The organism is Candidatus Methanoperedens sp., assembly GCA_012026795.1.
Lineage (GTDB): Archaea > Halobacteriota > Methanosarcinia > Methanosarcinales > Methanoperedenaceae > Methanoperedens.
This window is the reverse complement of sequence record VEPM01000006.1, coordinates 23,926-44,092: the sequence shown is the minus strand read 5'-3', so window position 1 is coordinate 44,092 and position 20,167 is coordinate 23,926. Positions and strand designations below refer to the sequence as shown.

The 20,167-nt window shown below is 40.9% G+C and carries 21 protein-coding genes and 1 pseudogene; 9 read left to right on the top strand and 13 right to left on the bottom strand.

Features of this window, described 5'->3' with window-relative positions; genetic code table 11:
- The first annotated feature begins 43 nt into the window (after positions 1-43).
- From FIB07_02075 to FIB07_02040, 8 genes are all read left to right on the top strand, one after another.
- Entirely contained in the window at positions 44-1,249 is a 1,206-nt protein-coding gene (locus FIB07_02075) for a threonine synthase (protein ID NJD51633.1), read from the top strand.
- A gap of 78 nt (positions 1,250-1,327) precedes the next feature.
- Complete coding sequence (locus FIB07_02070) at positions 1,328-2,494, top strand: sorbosone dehydrogenase family protein (GenBank protein ID NJD51632.1); 1,167 nt, start codon at positions 1,328-1,330, stop codon at positions 2,492-2,494.
- 95 nt (positions 2,495-2,589) lie between these two features.
- The gene (gene aglJ, locus FIB07_02065; GenBank protein NJD51631.1) at positions 2,590-3,513 is read left to right on the top strand and encodes an S-layer glycoprotein N-glycosyltransferase AglJ; all 924 of its coding nucleotides are present in this window, start codon (positions 2,590-2,592) and stop codon (positions 3,511-3,513) included.
- Complete coding sequence (gene npdG, locus FIB07_02060) at positions 3,510-4,166, top strand: NADPH-dependent F420 reductase (protein NJD51630.1); 657 nt, start codon at positions 3,510-3,512, stop codon at positions 4,164-4,166. The genes aglJ and npdG overlap by 4 nt, the downstream gene beginning before the upstream one ends.
- Positions 4,163-4,768 (top strand): endonuclease, encoded by a 606-nt coding sequence (locus FIB07_02055; protein ID NJD51629.1) that lies wholly within the window; start codon positions 4,163-4,165, stop codon positions 4,766-4,768. The genes npdG and FIB07_02055 overlap by 4 nt, the downstream gene beginning before the upstream one ends.
- Entirely contained in the window at positions 4,755-5,750 is a 996-nt protein-coding gene (locus FIB07_02050; GenBank protein ID NJD51628.1) for a radical SAM protein, read from the top strand. The genes FIB07_02055 and FIB07_02050 overlap by 14 nt, the downstream gene beginning before the upstream one ends.
- A gap of 50 nt (positions 5,751-5,800) precedes the next feature.
- Positions 5,801-6,673, top strand: coding sequence for a branched-chain-amino-acid transaminase (gene ilvE, locus FIB07_02045; GenBank protein ID NJD51627.1), 873 nt, complete (start codon positions 5,801-5,803; stop codon positions 6,671-6,673).
- Between the two features lie 14 nt (positions 6,674-6,687).
- The gene (locus tag FIB07_02040) at positions 6,688-7,095 is read left to right on the top strand and encodes a hypothetical protein (protein NJD51626.1); all 408 of its coding nucleotides are present in this window, start codon (positions 6,688-6,690) and stop codon (positions 7,093-7,095) included.
- Positions 7,096-7,384: 289 nt separating this feature from the next.
- Here FIB07_02040 and FIB07_02035 read toward each other — a convergent pair whose 3' ends face one another.
- The 5 genes and pseudogenes from FIB07_02035 to cbiM form a co-directional block, all read right to left on the bottom strand.
- Positions 7,385-7,738 carry a hypothetical protein gene (locus tag FIB07_02035; GenBank protein ID NJD51625.1) on the bottom strand — a complete coding sequence of 118 codons (354 nt, stop codon included), beginning with the start codon at positions 7,736-7,738 and terminating at the stop codon, positions 7,385-7,387.
- 44 nt (positions 7,739-7,782) lie between these two features.
- Positions 7,783-7,989 carry a hypothetical protein gene (locus tag FIB07_02030; GenBank protein NJD51624.1) on the bottom strand — a complete coding sequence of 69 codons (207 nt, stop codon included), beginning with the start codon at positions 7,987-7,989 and terminating at the stop codon, positions 7,783-7,785.
- 81 nt (positions 7,990-8,070) lie between these two features.
- Positions 8,071-8,880, bottom strand: a complete 810-nt coding sequence (cbiQ, locus tag FIB07_02025; protein ID NJD51623.1) for a cobalt ECF transporter T component CbiQ — start codon at positions 8,878-8,880, stop codon at positions 8,071-8,073.
- A complete protein-coding gene (locus tag FIB07_02020; GenBank protein NJD51622.1) occupies positions 8,881-9,705 on the bottom strand; it encodes an ATP-binding cassette domain-containing protein in 825 nt (274 codons plus the stop codon). It lies immediately after the preceding gene.
- Between the two features lie 304 nt (positions 9,706-10,009).
- Positions 10,010-10,642 (bottom strand): annotated as a pseudogene (gene cbiM / locus FIB07_02015) (cobalt transporter CbiM).
- A 442-nt stretch (positions 10,643-11,084) separates the two neighbouring features.
- Here cbiM and FIB07_02010 point away from each other — a divergent pair.
- Positions 11,085-12,269, top strand: coding sequence for a hypothetical protein (locus FIB07_02010; GenBank protein ID NJD51621.1), 1,185 nt, complete (start codon positions 11,085-11,087; stop codon positions 12,267-12,269).
- Between the two features lie 475 nt (positions 12,270-12,744).
- Here FIB07_02010 and FIB07_02005 read toward each other — a convergent pair whose 3' ends face one another.
- From FIB07_02005 to FIB07_01970, 8 genes are all read right to left on the bottom strand, one after another.
- A complete protein-coding gene (locus tag FIB07_02005; GenBank protein NJD51620.1) occupies positions 12,745-13,362 on the bottom strand; it encodes a LysE family translocator in 618 nt (205 codons plus the stop codon).
- Positions 13,363-13,515: 153 nt separating this feature from the next.
- Entirely contained in the window at positions 13,516-14,724 is a 1,209-nt protein-coding gene (gene hmgA, locus FIB07_02000) for a hydroxymethylglutaryl-CoA reductase (NADPH) (protein NJD51619.1), read from the bottom strand.
- Between the two features lie 38 nt (positions 14,725-14,762).
- Positions 14,763-15,134, bottom strand: a complete 372-nt coding sequence (locus FIB07_01995) for a peroxiredoxin (GenBank protein NJD51618.1) — start codon at positions 15,132-15,134, stop codon at positions 14,763-14,765.
- Positions 15,135-15,184: 50 nt separating this feature from the next.
- The gene (locus tag FIB07_01990) at positions 15,185-17,089 is read right to left on the bottom strand and encodes a threonine--tRNA ligase (GenBank protein NJD51617.1); all 1,905 of its coding nucleotides are present in this window, start codon (positions 17,087-17,089) and stop codon (positions 15,185-15,187) included.
- 240 nt (positions 17,090-17,329) lie between these two features.
- A complete protein-coding gene (locus FIB07_01985) occupies positions 17,330-17,587 on the bottom strand; it encodes a hypothetical protein (GenBank protein ID NJD51616.1) in 258 nt (85 codons plus the stop codon).
- A complete protein-coding gene (locus FIB07_01980; GenBank protein NJD51615.1) occupies positions 17,571-17,858 on the bottom strand; it encodes a DUF2283 domain-containing protein in 288 nt (95 codons plus the stop codon). Before FIB07_01980 ends, FIB07_01985 begins: the two co-directional genes overlap by 17 nt.
- A 464-nt stretch (positions 17,859-18,322) precedes the next feature.
- Complete coding sequence (locus FIB07_01975; protein ID NJD51614.1) at positions 18,323-19,750, bottom strand: tetratricopeptide repeat protein; 1,428 nt, start codon at positions 19,748-19,750, stop codon at positions 18,323-18,325.
- Positions 19,654-20,166: a nicotinamide-nucleotide adenylyltransferase gene (locus FIB07_01970; protein ID NJD51613.1), complete on the bottom strand. Its 513-nt coding sequence runs from the start codon at positions 20,164-20,166 to the stop codon at positions 19,654-19,656. Before FIB07_01970 ends, FIB07_01975 begins: the two co-directional genes overlap by 97 nt.
- Position 20,167 lies beyond the last annotated feature (1 nt).

The following is a 20,167-nucleotide window of genomic DNA, read 5'->3' as shown; positions in this document are numbered from 1 at the left end:
AGTAATCTATAAGCCTATAAATTCTATTGAGTACCCTATGTCTATGTACCACCTTGAGTGCATTGAATGTCACAAGAAATATTCCGGATCTGAAGTTATCTACACCTGTACCTGCGGTGGCCTGCTCGATATTATTTATGATTATTCGCAAATCAATATTACTAAAAACGATTTGAAAGGCCCGCTTTCTGTCTGGAAATACCGCGCCTTGCTGCCGATAAGCATAGACCCGGTATCCCTTAAAGAAGGTGGAACGCCGCTATACAGCGTTGACAGGATCGCAAAAAGTATCGGACTTAAGGGTGTTTATGTCAAACATGAAGGTATGAACCCTACAGGCTCATTCAAGGACAGGGGAATGACAGTTGGTGTTACCAAAGCCATTGAACTTGGTATGAAAACGGTTGCCTGTGCATCCACCGGGAATACATCCGCATCCCTTGCGGTGTACGGGGCAAGGGCAGGGGTTCCCGCTGTTGTTCTTCTTCCATCCGGTAAAGTCGCCCTGGGAAAACTTGCCCAGGCTCTCATGCATGGCGCAAAAGTGTTGAGCATACGCGGGAATTTTGATGATGCGCTAAAACTTGTGCGGGACCTTTGCGACAGGGAAGGATTTTATCTTTTAAATTCTGTTAATCCGTATCGTCTTGAGGGACAAAAGACAATTGCTTTTGAGATCGCAGACCAGCTTGGATGGAAAGCACCTGACAGGCTTGTGCTTCCTGTCGGGAATGCAGGCAATATTACAGCAATTTATAAAGGATTCAAGGAGTTAAAGAACCTTGGTCTCATTGACAGCATACCGAAAATGACCGGAATACAGGCGCAAGGTGCAAGCCCTGTTGCTGCTGCAATAAAGAATAACGCGCCGGCAATAACTCCTGAGGGCCATCCTGAAACAATTGCAACAGCTATCAGGATCGGAAATCCTGTAAATTCAATAAAAGCCTTAAAGGCGATCAGGGAATCCGGAGGTACTGCCGAAACCGTAACTGATGAGGAAATAATAAGCGCCCAGCAGGAACTTGCATATCTTGAAGGGATAGGGGTAGAGCCTGCCAGTGCGTCATCAATTGCCGGCCTTCGCAAACTTACGAACCTTGGTATTATTGGAAAAGATGAGGTAGTTGCATGTGTCACGACAGGGCATTTGCTCAAGGACTCAGAGCACGTGCTTTCTGTATGTCCCAGACCCATGGAAATCGATGCTACCATTGAAGCTGTAAGAAAAGCTGTTTTTGAGAAATAACTTTTTTTGGGAACAAATAATTTAATATTTTGAAGCGTCATTGTTGTAATTAGCACTTGCCTACCGGGGAATGGAAATATGAATAGGAAGTTATTATTGATTTTATTTGCGCTGATAGTGATTTTAATAGCTGCGATCTTTTATTATGGCATAAAACCATCAGTTAAATCCGAAACTCTTGCGGAAATTAAACTTCCCCAAGGGTTCAGGATCGATTATTTTGCAGAAAATATGGATGGAAGTTTAGTATCATACCCTGGTCCGAATCCGGGTCCAAGGATGATGCTATTGAAAGATGGAGTATTATTTGTCACAGTCCCAAACATGGGAAGAGTTGTTGCCCTCCCGGATAGGAATAATGACAAGAAAGCAGATGAAACAATAATATTTATCGACAAACTCAACAATCCGCATGGTATTGATTACGATAAAGGCTGGTTCTACATAGCGCAGGAGAACAGGGTTATCAGGGTAAAAGATAATGACAGTAATTTTATAGCAGACAGGGATACAATAGAAGTCCTGATAAACAATTTGCCCACTGGCGGTCATTTCACCCGAACACTGAAAATACATAATAACAGTTTATTCGTAAGTATCGGTTCTTCATGCAATGTCTGCCTGGAAGAGAATGAAATAAGGGCTGCAATCCTGAAATGTACGCTTGAAGGAAAAGACTGCAAGGTTTTCGCAAAAGGCCTAAGAAATGCTGTGGGCATGGTTATTCATCCGGTAACTGGACAGTTGTATGCTACTGAAAATAGCCGGGACTATCTTGGAGATGAACTGCCTCCTGATGAGATCAATCTTATTGAGGAAGGCAAAAATTATGGCTGGCCAATATGTTATGGCAAGAATATTCATGATACTGATTTCGATAAGAATGTGTATATTCGAAACCCATGCATGGAACCGTTTGAAACCCCAAGCATGATTGACCTCCAGGCACATTCTGCGCCTCTGGGGCTTGCTTTTTATTACGGCGATAACTTCCCGCAAGAATACAGGGGTAATCTCTTCGTAGCTTTTCACGGCTCATGGAACCGGAGAGTTCCGACAGGCTATAAAATCATCAATATAGATATGAAAGATTATTCAGTGAAAGATTTCGCCACCGGATGGCTCAATGATAATGACTCCAATGTCCTGGGAAGACCTGTGGATATTATCGTTGCAGATGACGGTTCGCTTCTTGTAAGCGATGATAATGCAGGAAAGATTTACAGGATATCCTATAGCCAGTAAGATTTTGTGTTCAAGCACGCAGGCAGACTGCGAGAGGTTGATGGAATCTGGAAATCACCAACAATTAAGTATTAATAAAATTATATAGACTCGAAATGAATAATGAGGATATCTGTATTTTAATACCCACCCTCAATGAGGGAAAAACGATAGCTGGTCTGGTAAAAGAATTCAAATCGCTAGGTTATTCCGATATTCTTGTTATTGACGGTCACAGTGCGGATGATACGGTATCAAAAGCACAAAATGCAGGAGCCAGAGTCGTGTTACAAAGCGGTACTGGAAAAGGACAGGCTATCAGCCAGGCATTTCATCTGTTATCAAGCAAATATATAGTAATGATAGATGGGGATGGGACATATCTTCCTGAAGAAATAAACAAATTACTTGAACCAATGATATCAGGACAAGCTGACCATGTTATCGGTAACAGGTTCACGAATTACCAGACAGGCGCATTCACTGGCTTAAATCTCCTTGGAAACAGGGTATTAAACAAGATATTCGGTTTTGCTTATGGCGTCTGGTTAAATGATATACTTTCCGGATACAGGGCATTCAATTATAATTCTTACAAACAGATCGAATTGAACCGGACTGGTTTTGAAGTAGAAACTGAAATTACGGTTGAATGCGTCAAAAAAGATCTCAAAATCGTTGAAGTACCCATAACATACCTTGCAAGAGTAAGCGGTGCAGCTACAAAACTTCGGCCAGTCAGGGATGGCTTGCGGATCGCTTCAACAATATATCTTCTTGCCAGGACACATAACCCTCTTTTTTACTTTAACCTGATAGGAGGAACTTTAACTTTTATTGGAGTAATTGTTGGAATATACGTAGTAGACGAATGGATAGATAACGTAACACATGTTCCCCTTACAATTCTTGCCACTCTTCTTATAGTAACCGGGATACTGATGTTCATTTTTGCTATCCTGAGTGACCTGATAGTTTCAATGCACAGGGAAAATATGCATATGATGCGAAAAATCTTGAAGGAAAAGGATAAAACATGAAAATAGCAATACTTGGAGGTACAGGCAGCATCGGGGAAGGATTCGCCCTGCGATGGGCAGGAAAACATGAGATACTTGTTTGTTCCCGCGAGATTGATAAAGCTGTCAATGCAGCGGAGGAGTATACAAATATACTTTTATACAGAGGCCTGCAGTGTTACGGTATTACAGGATGCGGTAACGAGAAAGCTATCGAAGAAGCAGATGTGGTTGTGCTCTCCGTGCCCTACAAAGGTGTGATTTCCCTTATAAATAAACTATTGCCCCTGTTTAAAAATCAGATCGTTATCTCTCTTGTTGTTCCCATGACAAAAAATGGCCTGTTTAAATATACGCCCCCACATCAGGGAAGCGCAGCACTTGAGATACAGGAAATCCTTCCTAAAACCGTTAAAGTCGTTTCATCATACCATAATGTTTCAGCGCGAAAACTCGCAAAACTTGAATTAAGTCTTGATTATGATGTTGTAGTCTGCGGGGATGATGAGAATGCAAAGCAAACTGTTATGGAACTTACCCGCGAAATAAAATCCCTTCGTCCTCTTGATGGCGGAGGTCTTGCATCATCGTATATGATCGAGTCCCTGACGCCATTTTTGATCAATCTCGCTATCCGCAATGGTCTTTCTGACCTTGGCGTTAAGTTCGTATGAAAAAGGTTTATGATCTGCTCCGTCGTGAACTTGGTCCCAGGCATTGGTGGCCAGCAGATACGGCTTTTGAGGTTGTTATCGGAGCTATTCTCACACAGCAGACAAGGTGGGAGAATGTGGAAAGGGCGATAAAGAACCTGAAAGATCATAGCCTGCTGGAAGCAGATAATCTTTCAAAAGTTAAAACGGAAGAACTGGAAGAACTTATCAGGTGTACGGGATTTTACAGGCAAAAAGCTATGAGATTAAAAAATATTTCGGCATTTTTCCACGAAAATCCTGATCTTCTTGAAAAACCTGCCAACGAACTCCGCAATGTCCTTCTTTCCCTGGACGGAGTAGGTAACGAAACAGCTGACAGTATCGTATTATACGCGGCAGATAAACCAAAATTCGTGATTGATGCCTATACAAAAAGGATGTGCAAATGCATCGGGATAGAGGGCGATTACAGAAAACTCCAATCGGTCTTTGAGAGTTCGCTGCCTCCTGATGTTTCCCTGTATAAGGAATTCCATGCCCTGATTGTCGAATACGGAAAACAATTCTGCGGGAAAAAACGATGCTCTGAATGTATATTGACAGAAAATGACAAAACGTAACAACATCCTTATCCGCGATATCCCGCTTTTCGGGTGTATCGCATTTGGTATCATTGACCGCGGGACGAACGTATTGCAGGTTCGCCCGATAAGTGAATGTCCTATTTCCTGTATTTTCTGCTCAACAGATGCAGGTCCTAATTCACATCAGAGGATATCGGAATACATGGTTGATCTTTCGCAACTGCTTCCGGCTTTTGAATGGGCTGCCTCTTATAAAGAGATCGATGACATTGAAGCTCATATCGATACGGTAGGAGAGCCTGCCATGTACCCGCAACTTGTTGATCTTGTGCGAAAGCTTTCTGAAAACAAAAGTGTCAAGACCATTTCCATGCAGACAAATGGGGTCCTATTGAACACAAAACTCATTGATGAACTGGATAATGCGGGCCTGTCCCGAATTAATATATCTATTGAAGCGCTTGACCCGGAACTTGCAAAGAGGATCGCAGGGATCGAGTCTTACAATATTGAAAAAATCCTGAAGAATGCAGAATATATTGCCATGAAAACTGATATTGATCTTCTTATCGCCCCTGTATGGCTTCCAGGCATAAATGATGAAGAGATCCCAAAATTAATCGAATTTGCACTTTCGATCGGTGCGGGTAAAAAATGGCCTGCTCTTGGAATACAGAAATTCCTTTCCCATAAGCACGGTAGGAAACCTGGCGTGAAAGTGATGAGCTGGGAAAAATTCTATTCACAGATGGGGGAATGGGAAAGGAAATTCCAGACAAAGCTTATCCTATCCCCGCAGGATTTTGGAAGCCATGTCTGTAAAGCTCTTCCCAGGATGTTCAAGAGAAACGAAAAAGTAAAAGTAAAAGTTATAGGGCCGGGCTGGATGAAAGGTGAAAAACTTGCGGTTGCAAGGGACAGGGTATTGACAATTGTGGATGCCGGCAATATTCCTGTGGGAAAAGAAATCCCGGTCAGGATCGAGAGAGTGGTGGACGGGATATATATGGCAAGATGAAGCAATCAAAACGCATATATCCAGGCGTTTCCTATGTGAAAGCGATTCTCATGGATTTAGTAATTTATTTTAACGGAAAATTTGTGCCAAAACAAGAGGCAAGAACCTCCATATATGATCATGGTTTCTTATATGGGGATGGAGTTTTTGAAGGCATAAGGGCATATAACGGCCGGGTATTCAGGCTTGACGAGCATCTTGACAGGATGTACGATTCTGCAAAAGCGATAGACCTTAAGATCCCGCTGTCGAAAGATGAGATGAAAAAAGCTATCATCGAAACAATGAAGAGAAATAACCTGAAAGATGCCTATATTCGCCCCATCGTATCACGCGGAGATGGTGATCTTGGTCTTGATCCCAGGAAATGTCCCAAACCCAATATATTCATAATAACACAGGAATGGGGCGCAATGTACGGGGACCTTTATGAAAAAGGGCTTACAGGCGTTACAGTCGGTGTCAGGAGAAACGCCCCGGAAGCAATGCCCCCGAACATCAAATCATTAAATTACCTGAATAACATCCTTGCAAAGATCGAGGCAAATGCAAAAGGCGGGGACGAGGCGATAATATTCGATGTGCATGGTAATCTTTCTGAAGGTTCGGGAGATAATATTTTTGTTGTAAAGAACGGCCAGGTTATCACACCGCCTGCGCTTAATAACCTTCGCGGGATAACAAGAGCGGCTGCAATAGAACTTGCGGGAAAGGAAGGAATAGATGTTCTGGAAACAAATATGGGTTTATTTGATCTTTATACGGCTGATGAGGTTTTCGTTACAGGGACAGCAGCAGAGATAGCGCCCATTACGAAAATAGACGGGCGGTTAATATCTGATGGAAAGCCAGGTAAGATTACCAAAATGCTCATGTCTGCTTTTAAGGAATTAACTATAATAGAAGGGACTCCTATTATATAGAGAGGTTTTAGAAAGTGACTGAACCAGAAGTTTTAAAAGAAACTGAAATAAATATCAAACTAAAGGCAAAAATGGTATCAGCGGATGACCTGAATTATACGCTTCAGGTATATCCCAATAATATAGACTGGAAATACATTGAACCGGATTCGGAATATAAGATTCATGAATACAGGTTCAAGGCAGAATCCATAAGACAAATAGTCCGCAATATATTGTTCAAATATAAGGAAATCATGATCGGCTCGATAAAAGTCGGGGCAAAAGATTACCTTTTTGAAGTACAGGTCCCGAAGCGGATCGATACTGAAAAACTCAAACAGATGTTTACACAGATAGGTAGTGAATTAAATCGCGAGATCCAGAAAAGCAGGACTGAACTGGCGTCGTTTAAGCAGTTCCTTGATGAATGTGAATTTTAATAAAAATTAAAAGGCGTAAAGCCTTTTTTTCAATATATAGGAAACTATAGACTCTTTTTCTTATTCCACTTCTGAAATAGATAAGTTGATTTCAATAGCTTTCATTCTTTTGTATGAAGTGAAAGTTATCCGACTGAAGAACCACCACCTGATAGACCGCTTCCCTATTATAGAAACCTGAGCCAACAGGAAAGGATGCAGTTAATTTATCAGGAACTCTTTATCCATATGCAAGATTCGAGGATATTACCGGGTGACTTTTTGGAATGGTTTCAGGATTGATATAGGATTAATATGCCCGCCCGGCCTGTATGTACGCTCCAATTAATCCTATAAACGTTGTCATCACTACAAAGTAAATTATTGCTGCATATACGCCTCCCGGATTAATAATAGATTGTAAAATATCTCCTTCACTATTAATTGGAATAGACAGCACAAAGAAAGCCCCTATAAATCCAATTATTGCCCACAGTGCGCTACGTGTTATATTCTTTGTAAATTTATATATTACAAGAAATGATACTGTACACGATAATAATGGAAGACCAAGAATTAATAGTCCAAGTCCATCCCATGAATTTTCAAGAGGTATCTCTTGTGCTACATCATTTATTGCCATTATCATAGATACCATTGTCATTCATTTCACTTTTTGGTTTTACGATCGTTGGCTGATATTATTATTTATAATTCCCTGACTATGTGAATATTTGAGAAAGGGATATAATGTTTCTTTCCTGCATGTTCCCCCTCAAGCGGGAAAAATACCAGATATTGTTCATTATGCTTCACTTCAATTACATTCGAACTTGTGATCCATTTGTCAAATGTCCTGTTACCATCGTCGTCCACATATCTTCTGGATTCTATGATATATTTTCTTTCAGCCATGTTTTTTATCCTCTGTATATAATAATCGGGGGTTATTGTATTTCAACCTTACGCAGGTATGCCACAGAAGGCAGCAATTTTCTAAAACACCTGTATATTTGAAACAACGATAACCCCAAATGTAACAGCCAGTACAGCAAAATCTGTGATATGTAATTTTTTCTTATCCACATACACATGAGCATCTGCACAGTATCCCCTGCACAGCATGCTCTGGTATGTTCTCTCGCCCTGCTCATAAGAACGAATGAAAAGTGAGCTGATAGTATAACCTATTTGCTCAAGTGTCCATTTTCTTGGAACGTTCCTGTTCCAGATCTCAAAACAGCGGGTTTTTTGTGCTGTTCTTATCCTGCCCAGCATATTCCAGAATACAAAGAGGTAACGAACCATCATTGTAAAAAGGAGCGCCATTTCCTTTGGAAGGCCAAGCCGCCTTGCAGATGCCACAAGTTCACTCATTGACGTGGTTGAAGAGAGAAGTATTACAGAGCTTATACACACAAAAAATTTTACGAAAATGATAGCGCCATATAATAGTCCTTCATTTGTAACTTCAATCCCCATTGGCAGCCTGTACATAATTGTAAAATCATTAAGGAACGGCTGTTTCAGGAATGGCTGGAGAATCGATATGCCAAGCCCGAAAGGAAGCGCTATTAAAAATCTTGCAGCAAGATGTGACAACCCTATTCTTGAAAAAAGCATGAGAAGAAGAAGATATGCTTCCAGTATACCGAGTTTTGTGAAATTCAGAATGTCCATCCGCGGCAGGGCCACCACATAAATAGTGATGGCAAGGGTCATAAGAATCTTTATCCTTCCATCGATCCCATGTATAGGGGATTTCTTATATGTTTCACGCTCCATTTCCGTGATGGAAACATGCATTTATTTCACGACCTTTAACAGTTCATCCCTTGCTTCTTCAAGCGTGAATTTCACCCCGACGGGCACTCCTTCTTCCTGGAGCATCTCCATGAGCTGTGCTACCATCGGAAGGCGAAGATGGGTTTTCTTTATGAGTTCAGGCGATGAGAATATTTCAAGGGGCGTGCCATCTCCTATTATTTTACCTTTTGACATGATGCAAACCCTGTCAGCAAGCATGGGTACTATATCCACTTCGTGTGTTGAGACTATGGTTGTTATACCGAGGTACCGGTTCATGCCGTTTATAAGCTTGATGAGTCGTATAGCTCCGCCAGGGTCAAGCCCTGCTGTGGGTTCATCAAGAACAAGAACTTCAGGCTTCATTGCAAGGATACCTGCAATCGCTACTTTTTTTTTCTCGCCTGTACTGAGATGGTGTGGGGCCCTTTCTTCAAAACCAGTAAGCCGAACGGTCTCAAGCGACTCATGGACACGCTTTTCGATCTCTTCCATACTTAAACCAAGGTTCATAGGGCCGAATGCTACATCCTGTTTCACCGTGGGGGCAAATATCTGGTCATCAGGGTCCTGGAAAACAACGCCCACGGTTTTCCTGGCTTCGAGGATATTTTCATCACTTATGCATTTTCCCTTGATCAGTACCTCGCCGCTTGTGGGTTTAAGTATCCCGTTAAAATGCTTGAAAAGCGTTGATTTCCCCGCTCCGTTTGCTCCTATTATTGCGATCCTTTCACCCGGCTTTGCCGTGAAATTGATTGCATCAAGGGCAGTGATCTTCCCTCGGTATACATGTGTGAGGTTTCGGGCCTCAATAATGTTCATATTATACCTTTTTTATGACCCTTGATATTCCAATCCACACGACCAGTATTGCTGCAAATCCAATTACAATAGCAGCAACTTTTCCAGCTTCTCCCATTCCTGGTATAGCATAACTCGGGAACAGTGGAGTTATTGGCGCGATCATATTGTTGATCTCGTTGCTCACGACCAGGCTTGCTGTCTGCTGAAGGCCATCCGGGTCGCCTGATGCAAGAAATGGCGCTGCCATGGCAAGTCCTAATAAAGCGAAAGCTCCCACAACTGCAACCTTTGCTGTGCTTTCTTTCCTGTGTGTACCTTCATTAACGATATCAGGCCTTGCTTTTATTATTGCGCCAAATACTATTACAGTTATAAGACCTTCCCCGATCCCTGCAATCCCCTGGAATGTGCCCATGAGAAGAACGCCCTGTTTGAGAGGAAAAGTGCCAGCCAGCCAGAGTTCAAATGAAAGGGCGATAGCAGGTAACAGCATACTCAGCCAGCCACTTGCGAACATTGTAATGGGGCGCTTTACTGAAAGTTTGCCCAGACCGATGAATGTATAATATCCCAGAAAGCCCCCGATAACTCCCATGTTCAATATGTTCGCTCCCATCACTGTTATCCCGCCGTCCCCGAAAAGGAACTGTATAGCAAGCACCATTGTCATCAGCAGTACTGCCGCCCAGGGGCTTGCAAATATTATTGCAGTAAGTGCAGCGCCTACAATATGCCAGCTGACACCTGTGAGCACAGGTACGGGAACAAGGAGGCTTGCCGCGATGTTAATGGTCTGGAGAACGAAAATGCCTGCAGCAAGAACGCCAAAAAGCGGTATCATGTTCTCGTTCATGTCCTTTCTCGCCCATTTTACTGCTCTTGCAATAAATAATATCGATATTATCCAGTAGATTGCCGCCTGCCCCAGCGGAATAAACGTGTCAGGTATATGCATTTTCTATGTCCTCCTCAAATTATTTTTATTAATATTTCATAATTATAAACATATATAGTATTACAATTATGAAATTTCGTAACACCGATTGAATAATCGTTATAGTTTTATGGGTATATTTAGGTTATGGTCGAGGAGGGATTTGAATCATTGATATTGAATTGAAATCCAATTGTATTAACATGTTAGCTCTAAGGAATTATTGACTCATCTTAAGATAAGAATATCATGTTTACATAGATAATTGGATTTTAACAATCTTTTATCCTATTTTATCTACTTTTAAGATCATATAAAATAAACAGGACATTTTTAAAGGAATTAACATTTTTCCAGGGAATAATGAACTTTTAAATATTATTAGACAGTAAGAATGGTTAAATTACTGATGATCATGATACGTTCTTAGCGACAAAATGCCGCATAAATAAGAGGTGAAATTATGAGATTGAGAAATATGACTATGGCAGGTATGATCCTGTTGGTTCTGGTCTTTACTGTAGGCATGGCTGGCGCCATAGAGAATGGTACGGCTAATGAAACACCAACTGTAAATGTAACCGGAACCCCAACTGTAACACTAACAGTTACCCCAACAGCAACTCCGGAGCCAGATGATGACGAATCGGATACAGGTATATTTGGCCCAGGACATCTATTATACAGATTAAAGATCGCATTTGAGAATATGGATGAGACTTTTACTTATAACTCGAGTGAAAAACTCGGAAAACAGGTATCTCACGCACGACATAGAATAAATGAGTATAGAAAGGCATTGAAACAAAATGACTTGGAAACTGCAGATAAGGCACTTGCTCAATATGAAGAAAAAATGAATGAAGTAAATGCTTCAATGTCTGAACTCTCAGATAACGACACTGGCTATATCAATGCAAAGCAAATGGTACTGAAGCATCAATTTATACTTGAAAATCTCAGCATCTCACATCCTGATAACAAAGGACTTCAGATAGCTTACAAGAACAGCAAGAATCTTGAGAAAAAGTTAAGATCTAAATCTGTACGGGTTGAAATGGAAGAGCGTAATGAATATGAGGATGCAAAGGAGCGAACCCGGATAAAAGCAGAGGTAACGGATAATGGTTCGACTGTCAATATCGATCTGAGATTCCAGACAAACAGTACCAATAAGACAGATATTGTTGAAGAGACACTTAATGAACTTAAGAATCTCAGAATAAATCTGAGTGAAAATCTAAAGTTTGAGAATGATGATGACAGCACAGATGTTATAGGGGCTCCTACAACAACATTGACCGCATCGGACGAAAAAGATTCGAAAGACTATAATGTAAAACTTCATGTCAAAGCAAAAGTTGAAGGGATTTTTACAGATGTCAAAGTAGAATTCAAATTCCATCTTAATGAAACAACAAAGTCCGGAATCGTTGATGGGATCGATAAGAGACTTTCAGAACTCAACTCTGATGAAATAGTTAAAGGATTAGAGCTCAAAATCCTGGAATATAAAAAAGTTGAAAATGGCAAAAAGATTGAGAACTCAAAAGATATAGAAAGATCAAAACAATCAGAGAGCACTGCCAAAGTCGGGAAAAATGGAGAACATGAGAAGATAAAGGGTGGTTCTGAAAAAAAGGACTGAACCAGAAAAAAGATTGTAAGATAGGTGAACCATCACCTATCCTTTTTATTATACTGTCAACCGTTAGGCGCGGATATTAAACGTGAAATATTAAGGGGAAGGTGAGACAATGAATAGCACAAGATCACCTTTATGTGATAGCTTATACCGTATAAAGTTACTAAAAGCTGGATTCACCGGTAATGAGATTGAACAGTTATATATCCCGGACAATAATTTAGAGTTTGTCGGAGTAAACTGGTGCAATTGTAAAAAGTGTAGATCATGCAAAGACAAATTCATTCAAAAACACTGGTAAGATAGCCTCAATAATGCAGGTCAAGGAAATCTAAAGAGATAGCATGCGAACAATGTGGGCGCATCGATTTTACGAATGAAGGAGGGGAACATAGCTGCGCAGTTTGCTGCCAGAGTAAAAGTTAATGATTATGTGATGAATATTCAGACTTTGTACAAATTCCTGCAAAAATTAACATTACAAAAATCCAAAAAACTTAAGCCCGTCTTTAAGAAATACAAAAGCAAAGAACAATAGCAATATGCCTGTTAATTTAATAAGATATTCATAAATCCTGCTCTTTAAAAAATTCCTGTATCTTTCCACTATTAACACAATTAATATTTTTGAACCAACCAGGAATATATAGAAACCTGTAATAAATAAAATAACAGCATAAAGACTGACATCCCGGGCTTTCAACATGGTTGGGGCGCCAACAGTAAACCAGAACAGATAAGGATGCGGGTTTAATAAATTCACTATCATTCCTTTTTCAAACGATTTTGATTTTTCTATATTTCCTGTTTTAAGTTTAAAAAAAAGATTCCCATAAGCCAGATAACATAAAAATATTGAACCCAGTATTGAAATAAGACCTAATATTAAGTTGAAATTTGAAATTTTTAATAGTATTAATGTCGTTATAAGAATAATGGGCAGATCTGTAAAAAGCGGGGAGCTTGCAGCTTTTATACCTTGTTTTTTATTTTGTATCAGTGTCTCAGAGATTACAAGCGTCAATAAGGGCCCGGGAGTTATTCCTGAAGTAAAACCCAGGAAAATTCCAATTATTAAAAAATCCTCATCGATCATTGAATCATACTTATAAGCGTGATATGATTATAATTTCTCTCAAACCCTTATTTTGCACTGATAAGATAATGCTTTTATTCAGATAGGATTATCAGGATAAGTCACTAAAATCATATCCTGTCTATGATAATGGTTTCGTTCATTTCAGAACTTTCATCTTCCAAGCGCAGCATGCGCCTTCGCAAGATGCCTGGCGGCAAGCGCGCCAATGAGTGATATCTCGCCTGCAAGAACTGCCGAGGCTATTATTTCGGCTAATTTCCTGGAATTCGTGCCTGGCGGCTCTCCTGCTCCTGCCACACCCAGCATATTCAGGCACTCCTGCTGCGTGGCTATCCGCGTCCCTCCACCCACTGTTCCGACATTGAGGGACGGAAGTGTTACAGAGCAGTATAACCCATCATCTGTAAGCTCCATTGTAGTGACGGCATTGCTTGCTTCCACAACATGTGCCGCGTCCTGGCCGCATGCAATGAACATGGCAGCTGCGATATTTGTAGCATGGGCATTAAAGCCGATCGAACCTGCGAGGGCTGAGCCCAGTAAATTCTTCCTGTAATTTACATCTGCCATTTTTTCAGGTGTGGTTTTTAATTTTTCAGATATTATCTCTTTACTGAGAAACACATCTGCTGAAATGGTTTTTCCTCTTCCCAGGATTGAATTTATCGCAGCAGGTTTCTTGTCTGAGCACATATTACCGGATAAGGCAACAAGCTCAACATCATTTTCTGATAATATGAGATCAACCGCGGCATCTGTGGCAATAGTTACCATATTCATTCCCATGGCATCCTTGGTATCATAGGAAAATCGTAAAAAGACATTTCTTCCGGCTGTAAACGCATGTATGGACAGCAGTTCCCCGAAACGTGTAGTCTCCTGTGCTTTTTGTTTCAGTCTCCCGAAATTTTCATTGGCCCAATCCGCCAGGTTTTTTGCACCGATTATATCTTTAGTCCGAAAAACCGGGGCTCTTGTCATCTCATCCTTGAGTATCCTTACATTTGCACCGCCTGAGGCAGTGATAACAGAACTTCCCCTGTCTGCGCTTGCGACAAGTGCGCCTTCTGTGGTTGCAAGGGGAATGTAATAATCGCCTTTTGCATATTCACCATTGACGCGAAGCGGTCCGGCTATCCCCAGGGGAACCTGTACTGCGCCGATCATGTTCTCGATATTGCGCTTCGTGACATTTTCAATATCTATGGAATAATTGGAAATGTGATTTAACTGTGTTCCGGTCAGTTCGGAAACAGCAGTTCGTCTCAACTCGATCGAAGCATTTGCATCAAGTGTTTTATCAATTTCATGAAAACTAACCTCACGCCTTTTAACTTTTTCAAGGAGTTCTCTATCCATAGGAGCGCTAATTGATTTTATTTAATAAAAAGACTTGCTTACAGATTTATTACAAGCTGCCCCTCTTCACAATATTCAAGCATCAGGTCAGCCACTTCAAATGAATGGATCATTTCTATCCCATCAATAAGTTCGTCATTATTAAAACCTATCATCGATGAAGCAAGTTCGCAGCATTTGATCTTTATTCCCATGTCAAGACATTCCCGAACGCGCTCATCATAGGGAGGAGTCCCGGTCTTGCCTTTTTTCCCAAGAATAACACCCATCGGACCCCAGAGAACCAGGACTACATCAAGTCCCTTTTTACGATAATATTTCGCAAACCTGAGTATTTCCATCGGACTTGTACTCTCATATACCATATTTTTCAGGAACAGTAGTACTTTTGTAACCTTTTTTCCAGGCATCATTGATATATTTTGAGTATAAGGTAATGAAGTTATCTGAATATCTGAAACTACACGAACCTTGGCCTTACCGACAATCTCATAGCAAGCGGATGTTTCTTGAATGGGAACCCTGATACTTCTTTTGAGATCCTTTCGTTGAGTTCATTAATATCCATCTTTACATTGGCAGGCTTGTTAGGCAATGATTCGCTCCTTACCGTAACTGTAATATTCCCGCCCGTAACTTCCTCATCTCCAACAACTGCCACGTACGGTATCCATTCCTTTCCTGCATCGCGGATCTTCTTGCCAACAGTCTCCTCCCGGTCATCAATGTCAACCCTGCCGTTCAATTCATCTGCGACTTTTAGGGCATATTCCATATGCTTTTCCGTAACCGGGATCACCCGTACCTGTGTGGGCGAAAGCCAGACCGGGAACATCGGGACAATTCCTTTCTCTGAGTTCATGTTGGCTTTTTCAAGGAGTGCATATATACATCTTTCAATAGCTCCGCTGGGTGAGCAATGAAGGATAAATGGTCTTTTTTCAGCACCATTTGAATCAATATACTTTATGCCGTAGCGCTCTGCGTTCTCGACATCAATCTGTACTGTTGATAAGGCGCTTGCCTTGCTCAGGGCATCTATGTAATTGAACTCAAATTTCAGGACGAAATAAAAGAACCTCTGGTCCCAGAGTTCTATCAATACCGGTTTGCTGACTGTTTTAACAAGCCCTACAATGAAATCCCTGTTCTCTTCATAGAAATCCCTGGTAAAGCGTATAGCTACTTCAAAATCCGAAAGGTCAATGCCGACCTTTGAGAGAACATTTATGCACATATTGTACTGTTCGTTGAACTGCTCCACAGCCTCATCCATATCCTTGCACAAAGAGTGCATATCAGGCATCGTGAATGCGCGAAGGCGGCGCAGTCCCACAAGTTCACCGCTTTGCTCTTTCCTGAAGCTGTAGCGTGTGAGTTCCACCATTCGCAGAGGCAGGTTCCTGTAAGAAATTGTCATGTCGTGGTTCATAAGGAACTGCCCGAAACATGCCGCAAAGCGCAGGAATAGCTGCTTTTTATCGGCTTCAATGGAATACTGCCGCGCAGGGAAGCGGTCAAGATATTTCTTCAATGTCGGATGGTTCATATCATACATCAAAGGCGTCTCAACTTCCATTGCGCCCATTTTTGCGGTCTCTTCCAGGACGTAGTTTTCAATGAGGCTCTTCATGAGCCTGCCCTTCGGGTAAAAGCGCATATTCCCGGAGTCGGAACCTGGTTCATAATCAGCAAGCTCAAGCCTTCTCATGAGTTCAACATGCGGCGGGATCTTATCCACTGCGCGGCTCTTGTGTATTTCATAATTTACAAATTTCTTAAGATTATCATGACCCTTGAAATCAAACTCTTCCGGTTTTAGCAATTCACCTTCGGGAGTTAGAATATGCCAGTAAGATATGGCTTTGGCTTCTGATTTCAGGGCCTCGGAAACAACTTCTTCTTTCTCTGTTTCCTTTAATACCATAACGCATTTTTCTTCACCGATCCTTATTGTCCTTGAAAGTTCAGAGAGAGGATGACCTTTGCATTTTATTGTGAAGGATTTATACCAGCCAAATGGCGCGCGCTTGACTTCAAACTGCGCTTCTTTAAGTAATTCCTCGATCTTTTTCAAGGTTTCGATCGCTGTTTTTGGTGATGAAAGACTTGAACTCAGGTGTGCATACGGGTATAGCATCACACGATTTGTTTTTACCTGTTCAGTGACCTTTTTTATTTCAGCAACGGCCTGGGAAGCAGCAGATCCAGGGTTATTTTCGTCGATTTTCTCAACAGCTACAAAAACAGCAAGAACTTCTTCCATCCTTCCTTTCTTGAGTTCATCATCTATTTTCTCAGCAACAGGCGTGCTCTTTTTGGTTTCATATTCAATAAAATCCGAATGAATGAGTAGTATCTGCATTTTATCACTTTAACGCATCTACACAGTAGTTAAGCATAAAGTTTTGTCGGTTTTGGGGGGAGGTTGGCTGGAGCTGTGGACAGAAATTTTTATGAAAAAAAATACATGGCTATCATGCGCTGCTCCCAGCCGCATCCCCGATAGCGTGCCCGGAATGAATTGGAAGATCGGGCGACAGTGCTAACAGTTATCCTTCTTTTGGGCGCGCTGATTGTTGATTTGTACGATGCATCTGGCAAATTAGCCACAGATAAACGCAGATAAGCATCCCGATTTTCGGGCGCCCCATAATTTTATAATAAACTTACTTATTCCCATTTTGTTAATTTCCCATTCATAACTGTCAATTACTTCATCTGAGCCAAGACGGGCGCCCATCAGTTCCCGCGCGCCGCCTCCTGCGCTGCTTCCAGCCCCATCCCATACACCGCGCCCGGTGTCTAAATGAATTTGAGTAAAATCTACAAAAAAAGAGTCCTGATCAGCAAGTAACCGCAATTTCTTGCGTACCAGACGGAAGATTCATACTATTAATTGTTGTTGCTTCCAAGCATCTATCAAATAACTGGTTTCTTTTTTCTATCACCAGTTTCATGCTTACTATTATATTTTCTTTATTAATATTTATTGTTGCATCAAAGTGTTTAATTTTAAGAAGTTCTGATTTTGAAACCTGGAATTTTGAAGATGCATCTAAGATTTCAAGACCTACTAAATTATCCTTTTCACTAAAATCTATAATTATGCCATTAACTTCAACGGAAGACATGTACTGATTTCCTTCACTATAAAAAAAACACTATCATTTTGAAAATCGTAATCATATTTATTCGCTATCAACTTATTCATTATCTTCACGCTTCCTTTTATTGGAATTCACAAGGTAATAGGTAACCAAATTAAATGATATTGATTTTACACTATTTAAATCAGGGATCAACTCTGTTTTACGCTGATGAATCCTTATCTCAAGATGATGTGTTTGATACAGATCATTCTCACTAATTTTAGACAGACAATCGAGAATATAATCTATATCCAAAATATCATCCTGTTATTCAGAGCTGTTAAGTGTTTAAAATATATAAAGTACGAAGTTATCATTGTCTGACGAAAGGCTCATTAGGCTTGAAATACAGGGAATAAAGTGAGTTGGAAGTGCCTGGGTCTGGCCGGTAAAGAGGTTGAAGGGAATTGCTTGAATTCTTATTCTTGATACGAAAAATAAGTTAATCATCTCAATCTCGAAACGCCCTGTTTTACTTTAAGGATCAAATTGTCAGGAACACAATCAAGAAGTTCAGGAGAATTATATACAGCTTTAATAAACGCCTGTGATGCTTTCTCATAACTTTTAAGTTCATAATGCGAAAGTCCCATTCCATAAAGAGCATCCGCAAAATCAGGATCGGTATCAAGGGCTTTCTGGAATTCTTTTATTGCTTCATCAGACTCCCCGGAATCTAAGAAAAAATTCCCGATGTTGGTATGTGCAGCAGGATAACCGGGGTCAATACGAAGCGCCTCCTTGAACTCGTTTATTGCTTCCGTACTTCTTTTTTGAAGAGCATAGATCTCTCCGAGACTATTATGGGCAGGAGCATGTTCCGGACTTATCCTCAGGGCCTCATTAAGTTCAAAAAGCGCTTCCTCCAACCTGCCTGTGCATGCATAAATATTGCCAAGGTTGCAATGTGCTTCCGGATATCCGGGATTAAGCCTTATGGCTTCCTTCATTTCTTTTTCCGCCTCATCTGCCATGCCCATTTTATAATAAGTTACCCCAAGATTATTGTGGACTTCAATATAACCCGGATCAAGACGCAAAGCCTCTTGAAGTTCCTGTATCGCTTTTTCGAACATTCCTATTTTATCGTAGGCAAGACCAAGGTTATTATGGATATTATGGTTCAGTCCAATTCCTGAAGTTAATTGGAAAAATGAGTAATATTCCGCCAGATATTGCGCGGTTTCCGGATCAAGAACTGATAGATCCTGATCTTTTTTCAATCCCCAGTTATTTTCATTCACATCATAAAGGCTTACATTTATTTCTTTAATCGAATCTATACTGAAATCAACGAATATCCTTGAATCCGCACGAAAGCTATCTATTACAAGAAAAACATGCTCTCCCGAACTTGCAGCTTTTACTTCGGGAACAAGACATTTTAACAGGATATACCCAAGCTGAGTAATGGCTGCGCATGATGCGAGAAACTCCATTTCTTTTAGCTTCTCTTCCATTGGTATTTTTGCCCTGGCAATGATATAAAAGATGTCTTCGTTGTTGAGATTTAGTCCATTAACAAGCTGCTTTATCAGGTGTATGGGCGCATCGGGGCGGTAGATGCTTTTTCCCTCAAGAAGGAACATGAGATCCTTAAGGGATTTGATGAACCCATCCGTATCCCTGACCCGGGCGGCCTGGTTTGCTCTTTGTCTTATGCTGTCAAAATCTATATCATTAAATAATTTATTAAGCTGTGCGTTTATGTCTTCTATAAAACTTGCAGGATAGCCAAGATCATGAAGGCAATTTATTAAAGTATTTGTCTCTTGTATCATTCCTGGTCTGATTGCGCCACAGTCCTGATTCTCTTTACACCTTTGATCTCTTTTATGATCTCTACAACACTTTCCGGTACAAAATGTTCCCATTTTTCACCTTTTAACATCCTGCGCCTGATCTCTGTACCTGAATAACTGTTTCGCATAAAAAGAGGAGATTGTTTGACTTCTATCCTGGCTTCGCGCAGCAATTCTATCACAAGAGAATTATTCGTATATGCAATATCAAAAGGAGGCACCATGGATTTAACATGTGAGACCCAGAGGGAATTTCGCTGGATATCCTCTATTGGTATTACGTAGTGCTTGATATCGAATTCCATGAGCGCACTTGATACCATAAGCACCCTTTCGCCTGCTGTGAATGGATTCTCTATCTCATGACTTTTCTGGGCGCTGCCGATGCCAACGATGATTTCATCTACTTCATTCACTATCTGTTTTAAGACTTCATGATGCCCTAAATGATAAGGCTGGAATCTTCCAAGATAAATCCCGCGGCGCATA